This is a genomic window from Paenibacillus sp. BK720 (assembly GCF_011761545.1).
Classification (GTDB): domain Bacteria; phylum Bacillota; class Bacilli; order Paenibacillales; family Paenibacillaceae; genus Pristimantibacillus.
This window is the reverse complement of record NZ_JAASRQ010000005.1, coordinates 1-12,660: the sequence shown is the minus strand read 5'-3', so window position 1 is coordinate 12,660 and position 12,660 is coordinate 1. Positions and strand designations below refer to the sequence as shown.

Sequence of the window (12,660 nt, the reverse complement as noted above, 5' to 3'; positions counted from 1 at the left end):
CAAATGGCCTATTCCATATCCTACTCCATCTGAGGCCGCTTTTGAACTACTATTAATTACCGCTTTTTCCGCTAGCATGCCTGCATTCCTTAATGGCTGGCATCGGGGTCAGCCCCGGTGTCCGTGCTCGAAGAAGGATCAGGACTGGAGCCTGCATCCGTATCCGAGCCGTTTCCGGAGCCATTCCCGGTACCGTTTCCTGCTCCCGTATCCGTATCCGGCGGCGGCGATGGCGTATCCTCCGGTTGTCCGCCAGCCGGGACATCCCCGTTGCCATTATTGCTTCCGCCGTCCGGGTTGTTCCCGCTAGGGGCGTTTTTATCCGCAATATCAAGCGTAACCGTAAATTTTTGGGACTCATTGGCCAGTTCGATAAACCGCGGCAGCTTCACAAGCAGCGGAAACGTGGCCTGACCCACTTTGGCCCCGCTCAGATCCGCTATAACCCGCACATCATTGGCTTGAATAGCCGCAAGCATATTAGGCGCGCCTCGAACCGTGATCGAGACATGACCGTCGGGAGGATCCTTAAAAGCTGTCTTCAGCCCGCCGGGCAAGTCGTTCAAGATGACGCTGCGGTCCAGCGTCAGCGTCTGGGAAGGCACAACCGTAACCTCCACATTAATCTCGGACGGCTCGACCATCTTCACGTCGCCAACGGCCGTTACCTTCGCTTTGACCGTACCGGATTCCTTGATCTTCGATAAATCCACCGTCACGCCGCCGGTATATGTATCCATGGAATCAAGCAGCTTCTGATCCCCGTATACGGCGACTTTATCAATATCCGCCTTTACCGAGCTCACGCTAAGACCATCCGGCAAACTCCCCGTGTAGCTGATCTGCAGCGGCATTGTCTTAAGCGGAGGAGTTACCGGCACTTCGACCTCTACCGTCGAAGGACGTATGATGGCATGCTCCATCGCTTCGCCTTCCGTATCGTAGACAACAACCTGCGCTTTTTTATTCACAACGTTTTTCTCCGAGCCTTCGATATCAACGGTTGTACGCACCGCCCCGACGAGAGCCATCTCGTCCCTCGGCAGCGTAACGTTCACGATCGTTCCCGATTTCACCGTTGGCGTGCCGGCAATATAACCGTTCGCGGGCGTTCCTTCCGTTGCGACCCCAAGCTCGAACGTTTTCGTCTCGATCTCTACAATATCCACTGTAGCGGAACGCGGCGACATTTCAATCAGACTAATGCCCTTGGGCAAATCATAGGTCAGCGGCACCACATGCTCGCCTGGCGTTACGTGACTCAAATCCAGATGCACCGCATAATCCTCGTCTTTCATCGTCAACAAATTCGCTTTGCGTCCTTCTACGACCAGCCGGACTACGGTAGGTTCTACATTTACAAGTGCATATTTCGTTTCATCCAGTCCGGTCGGAATAACCGAGGCGGCCTCGATGACTTTGGTATCCATAGTGGACGTCACCGTGGCCGGGGTCGATTCCGGATCAAAATGAACCATAGCCCATAAAAGAAGCGCAATCGCAACCGAAAGAATCTTGAGTATCGTCGGATGACTTAACCACTTATCCATCGCTGCCTCCTTTCCGCTTCCAGAACGAGGAGAATGAGAACGAGGAAACGGTTGCCCGCTCCTTGCCGCTCGTCTGTTTCGGCGTCAGCTCTTCGAACAGCTTGGAAATAAGCGATTCTTCCTTAATATCGCGGACAATCATTCCGTTAATCGCAAGGGAGACTTGTCCCGTCTCTTCCGAGACGATAACCGCGACGGCGTCACTCACCTCGCTTACCCCGATAGCCGCGCGATGGCGCGTCCCCAGCTCTTTGCTGATAAACGGATTTTCCGAAAGCGGCAAATAACAGCCTGCGGCCATAATCTGATTGCCACGGATAATAACCGCCCCGTCGTGCAGCGGTGTATTCGGCGTAAAAATATTTATGAGCAGCTCCGACGTAATCCGCGATTCCATCTGGATCCCGGATTCAATCAACTCGCTGACTCCCGTATTTCGTTCAAAAACAATCAATGCCCCGATACTCCGCTGAGACATATGCTGAACAGCCTTCATAATGCTCTCGACCTGTTCGGCTATAATATCCCGCTCCAGCGTAGACGTACGGGCAAACAGCTTCCCGCGTCCCAATTGCTCAAGCGCGCGCCGAAGCTCCGGCTGGAAAATGATAAATACCGCCAGAACGCCAAACGTAAACATCTGGTTCATCAGCCATTTCAGCGTATAAAGATTAAACCAGGTACTTATCGCCCAGGTGCCAACCAGGACCAGAATCCCTTTCAAAAGCTGGACTGCTCTTGTGCCTCTCACCAGCAAAATCAATTTATAGATAATATAACTGACAATGCCGATATCAATGATGTCCTTTATCCAGCCATTCCAAGTCAAATCATTGAAGTAATTCATAGATCAACCCCCAAACTGCCGACGACAACTCATCATTTAAGTAAGTATAAGATTTCTCTATCTTTCCGCCTATATTTTACCCGCGAAACGTAATCTGCTCCGTCATACGTTTTTTTGGACTCAACTTTATTCTTTTCTAGAATCGCACTTCGAAACCCTTTTTTTCATAAAAAAAATAACCGCCTCTCTGCAAGAGAGGCAGTTCGTCCTAAGAAGCCAATCCGCTGAACGTTTCCGTCACTTTGTACCAGAACCAATCCAGCGCCTGGTCGATGGTCCGGCTTTGTCCTGCAATGTACCCCGTTGATGCCAGATTGAGGCTGCCGTCGATGACCGTTACGTTGCCATCTACCTCGCCTTTCACATCAGCCGTTCCATTCTCGACAACCAGATTCCCTTTCACATGGGCACCTTCCGGAACCGTGACCGTGTTTCCGTTAATGACAACCTGCTGCAGATCTTCTCCGGATACAATCAGCTTGGAGTCCTGTTCCCATATCGAAGTGAAGCTGCCGAGCATGACAAGCACGAACAACGCGGCGGCCGTAAGACCCGGATACTTGTAGATGAACCGGAGCACGCCGCGACGCTCTTTTGTTTTTGCCGGTTTTGGCAGCTGCGCCATAATACGGTCGGTCAAAGCTGATTTATCGTAATCGGGAATGGAAACGGTATGCTCAAGGGTACCCAGCATCATCGCTTCCGTTTTCTCCAGCTGTTCAAAGCGGGCCAGGCAAGCGGGACATGCGTGCAAATGATTTTTTAGTTCTTGCGCGTCTTCACGCGGCAGATCGCCGTCCAAATAATCATGCATCCATACAACCGCGACGTTGCAATTCATAGCAGCCAGTCCTTTCTTTCGTTTGCTTGCGCATAAGCTCTTCACATTTATAGAGTACGTATAGCTCGCATTAGATGTTTCACTTTTTTTAAGCTATAAAATGGTATAAGTATTTCCTGTCCGGAAGCATTCTCCGGATTCCGCCAAGGACGGCGACAGCCGTTTCTCCTTGGCCTATAGCTTGTGCTCCAGTTTTTTCCGCAAAAACTCCCTGCCCCGGTGGACGCGCGTCTTGATTGTCGTAACCGGCATATCCAGAACGTCGCCAATCTCCTGCAGAGACATCTCCTGGATATAGCGGAGCATCATAATCGTCTTGTACTTCGGAGGAAGCGATTCGATCGACTCGTGTATAATGCGCTGGGTTTCCGACAGCAGAAGCTCGGATTCGGGCGTACGGTCATCGCTTGGGATCATGGAGTAGCCATCCAGACCTTCGTGATCCGTAGATTCCGCATCCAGCGAATAAGAAGGCTTTCGCTTCCTCAGCCGGTCGATGCAAAGATTCGTGGCAATCCGGTAGATCCACGTGGAGAATTTGAGCGACTCGTCGTACCGCTCCAGATTTTTATAGACGCGCAGAAAGGTTTCCTGAACGACGTCTTCCGCCTCCTGGCGGTTATATAACATTCGGTAGGCCATATGGAAAAGCTTGTCCTGATACAGGCCCACAAGCTCAGCAAATGCCCGCTGGTCGCCTTTCAACGCTAACCTGGCGAGACGGGCTTCCAATACATTCACTATTCATCCTCCTACAAAGAATTAACACAAGCTGTTTCGTGTTAATTCTTACTTCGTAAGCATGGTCCAAACACGCGGCTCGTGTTAATTCTTACTTCGTAAGCATGGTCCAAACACACGGCTCGTGTTAATTCTTACTTCGCAAGCATGGTCCGGTCAAGCGGCTTGCCGCCTTAGGCGCGCACCGTATTCGGCCACAACAATACCGCCTAGAATAAGCAATATGCCACCGGTACCGGTCAACGTTATCGGCTCCCCTAGTATCAGCCATGCACTTATTACGGCAAAAGGCAGCTCCGTTGCTCCCAGCATGGAAGCAAGCCCGCTTCCCACCCGGGGAATACCCGCGTTAAAGAAGACCGTTGGCATGACCTGCCCGAGCAGCCCAAGCGCGAACCCCCAGCCCATAAGCTCCCATTGCAGGCCGGCACCGCCCTGGAATGCCGCAGAGCCGTACATAATCAGAATAACAATAAATCCGAATGACATCATAAGAGCCGACTTAAATACAGGATCGTAACCCGGGGCCACTCTGCCCGCCAGAAATAGAAAAAGACTGTACGAAAACGCCGAGGCCAGTCCATATCCAACACCAGCCCAGTCCATGTCCCTAAGATTATTCTGGAGCAAACCGGCCGCCAGCACCGTTCCTGCCATAGCCATAACAATGGCTGCCCATTGCCATTTCGTCGGCCATTTCCGGTTCCGTAAACTTTCTAGCAAAATCGTAATCCACATGAACTGAAAAAGCAAGACAATTGAGAAAGAAGCATCCAGTCTCTCCAGGGTTTGATTATATAATACGGTTGTCATACTTAGGCCGAAAATACCGGTAAACGCTAATGCCGCCCAATGTCTCAAACCGAACTCCAGCTTATTCCATGAGTTTGGCCGCAGAAGGACAAGGATCCACAGCAGCGCCGCGCCTATTCCGGCCTGATGCACCGTAATTTGCTGAAAGGTATAGGCATGTTCGTAAGCAAGCTTAAGCACCGGTGACATGATTCCGTAGCATGCTGCCGCGGTAACGACCATAACAACGCCCGTCCAATAGCCAGATGAAATTTTCATCGAACAAAAGTCCTCCATTCGCATCTGATCTATTATATCGGTTCTCCCCCTTCAAAAGCAAAAGCAAAAGCAAAAAACAAAACGAAGAGGCGCATAAGCGCCCCTCCGTTTCCCAAACCTTATAAGTGAATAATGGCATTATGCGCTGCGGCCAAGCAATTGCTTCAATGTTTCTTGAATCGTGCTGGTTGGAATCGCAAATCCGATGCCTTGCGCTTCGGCATTGACGGCTGTATTTATACCTATAACTTCACCTTTTGCGTTCAGCAGCGGTCCGCCGGAGTTGCCCGGGTTGATCGAAGCGTCCGTTTGCAGCAGATGCTCGTATTGATGCTCGGTGCCGTCTTCCTCGCTGATCGTAATTGGACGTTCCTTCGCGCTTAGCACCCCAACGGTCATCGTGTGGTCAAAGCCGTACGGGTTGCCGATTGCAATAACCCAATCCCCGATAGCGGTTTGATCGGAATCGCCAATCGCCAGAGTCGGGAATGCCTTGGAGCCCGTGATTTTCAATACGGCCAAGTCCTGATCCGCGTTCTCGCCTACGACCTCAGCCACAAACGGCTCATCATAACCTTCTACCTGCACCTTCACTTGCGCGGCTCCCTCGACTACATGATCATTGGTCAGGATATAACCGGAGGATTCGAAAAAGAATCCTGTGCCCGTTCCCGCCAGCTGCAGATTAGAGCTATCGGTGGAATCGGTCGAATTAGATTGACCGCTGCCGCTTTGGGACTGCGGCATTTGGCTAAATCCCTGCCAGCCGCCTCTGCCTCCGAAGCCTCTGCCCGTGCTTTGAACCGGCTCCGTGTAATTCTCGATTTTCACTACCGCAGGCGATGCAGCTTTATATACGTCAGCGATAGAAGCGTCTACGCTTACCGATGCCGTAGTTACGCCCGCCGACTGCTGCGGCGTATTGCTCGCGAGTGTAGTTGCCGCAGTAGGCGGCTGATTACCGGTGAACAAGTTTGTTTTATCCGATGCGTACATAAATCCGCTGATAACTACCGCGCCAACAAGGAAAGCCGCAACCATGGCCTTGGCCTGCGATTTCCTCCCCTTCTTCTTTCCGCCGCTGCCGTATCCTCCGTCCGATCCGTCCATCCCCATCAGCTGCAGCTGATTCTCGTAAGCTTCGCGAAGATTTGCCGTCGAGCGGCTCGTTCTGTAAGTATAGGTATATGGCTTATGTTCAGCAGTGGATTCGGTGTTAGTTGTATCGTTTCCGTTTACTTGGTTATTTTCGAATTCGTTATGGTTCATCTTAATCGCTCCTTTGTCATGACAATCGCTTTTGCAATTGATGTCGCTTGCTTGATTACTATCATGAGGGTTGTACCTTAAATCAAACTTAAGCGGATTATAAAGGAGGATAAATAATAGGCGAATTCGTTTTAAAACAAAAACCGGGCGATCCGGCTTGTATTAAGCCGAATGCCCGGTTATTAGTCTGCTGTTAGCCCGTGTTTCTCAGACCCGCAGCAATTCCGTTAATGGTAAGAAGCACTTCGCGGAGCAGCTCAGGATCATCCTCTTCCTTCGCGCGCAACGCTCGCAGCTCGCTCAGAAGCTGAACTTGCATGTAGCTGAGCGGATCCACGTATGGATTCCGCAGACGAATCGATTCCTGGATAACAGGCACGTTGTCCAGAATCTCGTCTTGACCGGTAATGCTCAGTATCATTTCCGAAGTCAGCTTATATTCGTTCTCGATCTGCGTGAAGATACGGTCGCGAATCGTGCTGTCGGCGATCATATCCGCATATTCCTTCGCGATCGTTAAATCTGCTTTTGCCAGTGCCATTTGCAGATTGTCGATGAGCGAACGGAAGAACGGAAACTTCTCGTACATCGTCTTCAACGTTTCAAGACGCTGCGCATCCTCGCCGGTATACTGCTTCAGGGCAGTACCTGCCGCATACCATGCCGGCAGCAAGTAACGGCTCTGCGTCCATGCAAATACCCAAGGAATCGCGCGAAGATCCTCGAAGCGGTCGCTATTTTTCCGTTTCGAAGGACGGGAACCGATGTTCAGCTCGCCAACCTCAGGAAGCGGAGTCGACTCTTTGAAGTAAGTCAGGAAGTCCGGATCGCGGAAGATCAGATCTTGGTATTTGTTCAAAGCCGTTTCCGAGATCGAACGGGAAATCTCTTCCCATTCCTTCAGCACGGCGTCGTCTTGTGCCTGCGGATATTTCGCAAGACGGGCAGCCGTAATAAGCGCCCATGTTGCCTGCTCCAGGCTTCGGTAAGCAATGCCCTGCATCGAATAACGCGAGGACAATACTTCGCCTTGCTCGGTAATCTTAATACCGCCGCCAACCGTATGTGGCGGTTGAGCCAGGATACTGCGGTTAAGCGGCATTCCGCCACGGCCAAGCGCACCGCCGCGGCCATGGAAGAATTTCAGCTTCACGCCGTATTCTCCCGCAGTTGCCGTAATATCGTTAAGCGCTACGCGCAGTTCCCAGTTCGCGGTTACCGCGCCGCCGTCTTTGTTACTATCGGAGTAACCCAGCATGATTTCATGCAGATCGCCTCTTGCCGCTACGGCTTGACGATAGATCGGCAGCTCGAAGAGCAGCTTCATGATGCCAGGCGCGGCGTGAAGGTCGTCAATGGTCTCGAAGAGCGGCACGGATTGCAGCGTGCAGCGAACGCTGCCGTCTGCTTCCTTGCAGAACAAGCCAACCTCTTTCGCGAATACCATAACCTCCAGCATGTCGCTGGCGCCTTGTGTCATACTGATCAGATAAGTCGAAATACATTCCGGTCCGAACTCTTGCTGCGCTCTGTATACCGTGTGGTATACGTCAAGGCACTCGCGAGTCGAAGGCGAGTAATCCAGATGGGAAGAAGTAAGAGGACGCGGATCCTCCAGCAATTTGCCGAGCAATTCAATCTTTTCTTCTTCCGACAAGGAACCGTAGTTCTGAGCGATATTCATTTTCGCCAAAATTTCGGCCATTGCATTCTCATGCTCTTGGCTGTGCTGACGGATATCGAGGGTAAGCATATGGAAGCCAAACAGCTCCACTTGGCGTACAAGCTTGCCAATGTGCGTATCCGCTACATAATCGGCAAAATGCCCGCGCAAGCTGCGGTCGATAATGTACAGATCCTCAAGCAGCTCGTTTGCGTTGTTGTAACGCATTGCAGAGCCTTTGAGCGACTCGTCGCGCGTATTCGCCAGCTTCTCCAGCATAAAGCCCAGCTTAATGCGGTAAGGTTCTTTCGCATTGCGCCACAGATCGATGCATTTGAGTTCCACGTGCTCGCGGTCTTTCTTAATCGAGTTAATCAGCTCTTCGGATACTTCAACCAGGTTCGTGCTGAAGCTCAGAATGCTGACAAGCTCATGCAGCTTCTCTTCGTATTTCTTAATAGCCAGCTGGCGGTTAAGCGTCAACGTCTCCCATGTGACCTTAGCGGTTACGGACGGGTTGCCGTCACGGTCTCCGCCGATCCATGAGCCGAAGCGCAGATAGCTTGGTACATGCCAGGACTCTCCCGGATAATATTTCGTAAGATTGCGTTCCAGTTCTTCGTATACGTTCGGAAGCACCTCAAACAGGGTTTCGTCGAAGTAATACAACCCGTTGCGCACTTCATCGATAACAGTTGGCTTACGGTCGCGGAGCTCGTCGGTCTGCCATAGAATGAGTACTTCGTTCAGCAGCTTGTCCCGAAGGATCTCGCGTTCGCGGTAAGTCAGCGTCGGATTATCAAGCTCCATTACGTCTTCGGCAATCCGCTTATGAATATCAAGCACGGCACGACGCGTCGCTTCCGTCGGATGCGCAGTCATCACGAGCTCGAGTGAAATATTGCTCAGGATTTCTTGAACACCTTCAACATCGATGTTGCGCTCTTTCAGATCGGAAATCGCGCTCTCAATGGAGCCTCGTTGTACACTTTCCCCTGCTGAACGCTCGTAATCGCGTTTACGGCGAATACGGTGGTTCTGCTCTGCAATGTTGACCAATTGGAAATAGATCGCGAATGCACGGATCACCTGATGGCGAATTTCGGGACTTAATGATGCAATTGTCGTCTTAAACTGTTCAAAAAGCTCAGGTACAAATTCAGCGCGTAACGCTTTACTTGTTTCACGAATTTGCTCGACGATATCCAGCAGTTCGCGGCCGCCTTGATGGACGAGCACTTCCCCAAGTATGTTGCCTAGGAAACGGACGTCTCTGCGCAGTAAATTGTTAGCCTGCGGCCGATGTTGTGCCGATAAAGTCGATGTTACTTGGTCCGACATACTGATCCTCCTGTACTTTAACGCATTTTCAACTTCTAATCATCATACTACAAAATGACGCTTGGTTGAAGCCCGAAGCACCCACTTTCTTTTCATAACGCGCGAAAGGCAGCCCCAGCGGGGGCTGCCAATATAAGGGGATAAAATATAAAAACTCCTTCCGAAGAAGGAGATTGTTTGAAAATCTGGAGCGGGTGATGGGAATCGAACCCACGCTATTAGCTTGGAAGGCTAAAGTTCTACCATTGAACTACACCCGCGTATTAAATGGTCGGGATGACACGATTTGAACATGCGACCCCCTGGTCCCAAACCAGGTGCTCTACCAAGCTGAGCTACATCCCGACAAATATAAGTAAGTATTAGTAAAGATTGGCGCGGCCTAAGAGATTCGAACTCCTGACCTTTTGATTCGTAGTCAAACGCTCTATCCAGCTGAGCTAAGGCCGCACATTATGGAGCGGAAGACGGGAATCGAACCCGCGACCCTCGCCTTGGCAAGGCGATGCTCTACCGCTGAGCCACTTCCGCATGTTACTTTCGCTGTCGTACGCGTTTACTTATCATCGCGGCGACAAGTAATAATATATCACCTTCAAAAACAAAATGCAACTGTTTTATAAAAGTTTTTTTAAGAAAAGTTATAAAAAGAAAAAGCCGCGCCATTCCCGCACGGCCTTTCATTATAATTATGCCCCTGCAGCAGTCAAAATCCGTTCAGGCCTCGAGTCAGCCAGCGCTTTGTCAGCAGCCGGTTCGCCGGCTAATGCGTGTGGCAGGCAAAGCGGTACACCTGTGCGAGGATCAGGAACGATATCGGCTTCGATATTAAATACTTCACGCAAAATATCCGGTGTCATGACTTCAGCCGGAGTGCCTTCACCTACGACCGTGCCCTTCTTGATGGCAACCATATGATGCGCGTAACGGGAGGCATGGTTCAAATCATGGACAACCATGACAACGGTGCGGTTGTTCATCTCGTTAAGCTTCTGCAGCAAATGGAGCACTTCAAGCTGATGGGCCATATCCAGGAAGGTCGTTGGTTCGTCGAGGAACAAAATGTCCGTCTCTTGCGCAAGTGCCATTGCAATCCATGCGCGTTGGCGCTGACCGCCGGACAATTGGTCAACCGGGCGATCGGTGAATTCTCCCATGCCTGTCGCCTCAATAGCCCATTGGATAATACCGCGGTCTTCCTTCGTTAAAGACCCGAAGCCCTTTTGGTAAGGAAAGCGACCGTACGACACGAGCTCGGCAACGGTCAGGCCGTCCGGAGCTGTCGGATTCTGCGGCAAAATCGCAAGCTGCTTCGCCACTTCTTTTGTAGACTGCTTGTGAATCGATCTTCCGTCCAAAAGAACGCTGCCTGCAGATGGGTGCATTAAACGCGCCATCGTCTTCAGAATGGTCGATTTACCCGATCCGTTGGAACCGACAAGGGCTGTAATTTTACCTTGAGGGATAGCAATATTTAAATTTTGAACGATGAGTCGATCATCATAAGCAATGTCGAGATTCGAAGTCGCAAGACGAATCATTTGACCTGCACGCTCCTTCCGATGCCGCAAGGCGGATCGTTTTTATTTATGCGCCTGCAGCGCGTCGTGATAACAATTATCAATTAACTATGTATAATGATAATCGTTCTCAGATGCGTTGTCAATGACAGAAATGTGATACTTGACCAAATGACTATGGATTAATGGACTTCATGTTTAAGGGAATGAACGTTACTCCAGCTTAAATCCTTGTTTCTCTAAAAACGAACGCATATGAATGCGTACAGGACCCGCCTTGCCTGCCATCGACTGAGACCATGTCGCGCTGGCCTTCCCGTTCGATCTAGCCGTCATATAAGCGCTTAGCGTCTCATCGTAAGCATCAATAGCAGAGTCTATGGCGTCCTGCTTGTATGTATTCTCAAAATAGACTGCTTGGCGAGGCAGACGAGGCCGTTCGAGCGGAGACTGATCCGGTACGCCAATGCACATGCCAAACACCGGATACACATGCTGCGGCAGCTTCAGAAGTTCAGACACCTTATCAGGCTGATTCCGGATCCCTCCGATATAAACGATACCAAGCCCAAGAGATTCGGCTGCTACAGCAGCGTTCTGTGCGGCTAATGCCGTATCCACCGTACCGATAATAAAGTTCTCCGTTGTACTAGGAATCACTTCCCCGTAATGCCGTTTCGCTGCTTGCTCCCAGCGGTACAAATCCGCGCACCAGACGAGGAATACGGGGCTTTCCTCTATATAAGCCTGATTTCCCGCCAGCTTAGCCAGCTCGCTGCGCAGTACCTTATCCGTAATACCAATAATGGAATAGGCTTGCATATTGCTTGAAGTTGATGCTTGCTGCGCCGCGGATAATATGGCATCAAGCTGCTCTTGCGTAATCGGATCCTTCGTAAATTTGCGTATAGAGCGGTGTTGCATCAACTTAGCTATAGTTTCGTTCATTATCGATATCTCCTTTGCCTTAAAAATTAATATGGTTACAATGTAGCACAAAAAAACCTTCAGGACATCTTCTGAAGGTTTGGGTGTTAAGTATGGTGCGCGTAGAGGGACTTGAACCCCCACGGTCGCCCGCCAGATCCTAAGTCTGGTGCGTCTGCCAATTCCGCCATACGCGCATGGGTGAAGCTTATTAAGAAAAGTGAGCCATGAAGGACTCGAACCTTCGACACCCTGATTAAAAGTCAGGTGCTCTACCAACTGAGCTAATGGCTCGTATTAAAATGGCTGGGGATCAAGGATTCGAACCTTGGAGTGACGGAGTCAAAGTCCGTTGCCTTACCGCTTGGCTAATCCCCAATGTTGTAATGGTGGAGGCTGAGGGGATCGAACCCCCGACCCTCTGCTTGTAAGGCAGATGCTCTCCCAGCTGAGCTAAGCCTCCAAAGGCAATATATCCACCGTATAAGTATATATGGTGACCCGTAGGGGATTCGAACCCCTGTTACCTCCGTGAAAGGGAGGTGTCTTAACCCCTTGACCAACGGGCCTTGAAAAATACTTCTGGAGCTCTCAACCGGGATCGAACCGGTGACCTCATCCTTACCATGGATGCACTCTACCTACTGAGCTATGAGAGCATATTGGCTCCCCGAACAGGACTCGAACCTGTGACAACTCGATTAACAGTCGAGTGCTCTACCAACTGAGCTATCAGGGAATATGTTCAAAGCTTGTGCCTTGAAAACTGGATGCGAAACAATGAATTCTTAAGCAGTAGGATAAGCCCTCGACCGATTAGTATTCGTCAGCTCCACACATTGCTGTGCTTCCACCCCGAACCTATCAACCTCGTCGTCTTCAAGGGGTCT

Annotated in this window: 9 protein-coding genes, 11 tRNA genes and 1 rRNA gene; all 21 read right to left on the bottom strand. The window is 50.7% G+C overall.

The window, feature by feature from the left end; all coding sequences use genetic code 11:
* Window positions 1-89 precede the first annotated feature (89 nt).
* Window positions 90-1,550: a CdaR family protein gene (locus FHT67_RS19110; RefSeq protein WP_167200773.1), complete on the bottom strand. Its 1,461-nt coding sequence runs from the start codon at window positions 1,548-1,550 to the stop codon at window positions 90-92.
* Complete coding sequence (gene cdaA / locus FHT67_RS19105) at window positions 1,543-2,397, bottom strand: diadenylate cyclase CdaA (RefSeq protein WP_132311511.1); 855 nt, start codon at window positions 2,395-2,397, stop codon at window positions 1,543-1,545. Before cdaA ends, FHT67_RS19110 begins: the two co-directional genes overlap by 8 nt.
* 208 nt (window positions 2,398-2,605) lie before the next feature.
* Window positions 2,606-3,238, bottom strand: a complete 633-nt coding sequence (locus FHT67_RS19100; RefSeq protein ID WP_132311509.1) for a zf-HC2 domain-containing protein — start codon at window positions 3,236-3,238, stop codon at window positions 2,606-2,608.
* Window positions 3,239-3,412: 174 nt separating this feature from the next.
* On the bottom strand, window positions 3,413-3,979 hold the full coding sequence (gene sigW / locus FHT67_RS19095) for an RNA polymerase sigma factor SigW (RefSeq protein ID WP_015847179.1): 567 nt from the start codon (window positions 3,977-3,979) through the stop codon (window positions 3,413-3,415).
* 156 nt (window positions 3,980-4,135) lie between these two features.
* On the bottom strand, window positions 4,136-5,050 hold the full coding sequence (locus FHT67_RS19090) for an EamA family transporter (RefSeq protein ID WP_167200771.1): 915 nt from the start codon (window positions 5,048-5,050) through the stop codon (window positions 4,136-4,138).
* Between the two features lie 138 nt (window positions 5,051-5,188).
* Window positions 5,189-6,319 carry a S1C family serine protease gene (locus FHT67_RS19085; protein ID WP_167200769.1) on the bottom strand — a complete coding sequence of 377 codons (1,131 nt, stop codon included), beginning with the start codon at window positions 6,317-6,319 and terminating at the stop codon, window positions 5,189-5,191.
* A gap of 193 nt (window positions 6,320-6,512) precedes the next feature.
* Window positions 6,513-9,323, bottom strand: a complete 2,811-nt coding sequence (gene ppc, locus FHT67_RS19080; RefSeq protein WP_167200767.1) for a phosphoenolpyruvate carboxylase — start codon at window positions 9,321-9,323, stop codon at window positions 6,513-6,515.
* 186 nt (window positions 9,324-9,509) lie between these two features.
* A tRNA-Gly gene (locus FHT67_RS19075) sits at window positions 9,510-9,583 on the bottom strand.
* 8 nt (window positions 9,584-9,591) lie between these two features.
* Window positions 9,592-9,668 (bottom strand) — tRNA-Pro (locus tag FHT67_RS19070).
* 28 nt (window positions 9,669-9,696) lie between these two features.
* Window positions 9,697-9,773 (bottom strand) — tRNA-Arg (locus tag FHT67_RS19065).
* A 6-nt stretch (window positions 9,774-9,779) separates the two neighbouring features.
* Window positions 9,780-9,854 (bottom strand) — tRNA-Gly (locus FHT67_RS19060).
* A gap of 158 nt (window positions 9,855-10,012) precedes the next feature.
* Window positions 10,013-10,864 (bottom strand): ABC transporter ATP-binding protein, encoded by an 852-nt coding sequence (locus FHT67_RS19055; protein ID WP_132311501.1) that lies wholly within the window; start codon window positions 10,862-10,864, stop codon window positions 10,013-10,015.
* Window positions 10,865-11,056: 192 nt separating this feature from the next.
* Window positions 11,057-11,791, bottom strand: coding sequence for an oxygen-insensitive NADPH nitroreductase (gene nfsA, locus FHT67_RS19050; protein WP_167200765.1), 735 nt, complete (start codon window positions 11,789-11,791; stop codon window positions 11,057-11,059).
* A gap of 93 nt (window positions 11,792-11,884) precedes the next feature.
* Window positions 11,885-11,967 (bottom strand) — tRNA-Leu (locus FHT67_RS19045).
* Between the two features lie 24 nt (window positions 11,968-11,991).
* Window positions 11,992-12,064: transfer RNA gene (locus FHT67_RS19040), tRNA-Lys, on the bottom strand.
* A 9-nt stretch (window positions 12,065-12,073) separates the two neighbouring features.
* Window positions 12,074-12,148, bottom strand: a tRNA-Gln gene (locus FHT67_RS19035).
* Window positions 12,149-12,157: 9 nt separating this feature from the next.
* Window positions 12,158-12,233: transfer RNA gene (locus FHT67_RS19030), tRNA-Val, on the bottom strand.
* A 31-nt stretch (window positions 12,234-12,264) separates the two neighbouring features.
* A tRNA-Glu gene (locus FHT67_RS19025) sits at window positions 12,265-12,339 on the bottom strand.
* Window positions 12,340-12,353: 14 nt separating this feature from the next.
* Window positions 12,354-12,429 (bottom strand) — tRNA-Thr (locus FHT67_RS19020).
* 4 nt (window positions 12,430-12,433) lie between these two features.
* Window positions 12,434-12,509, bottom strand: a tRNA-Asn gene (locus FHT67_RS19015).
* A gap of 57 nt (window positions 12,510-12,566) precedes the next feature.
* Window positions 12,567-12,660, bottom strand: a 23S ribosomal RNA gene (locus FHT67_RS19010); the annotation flags it as partial.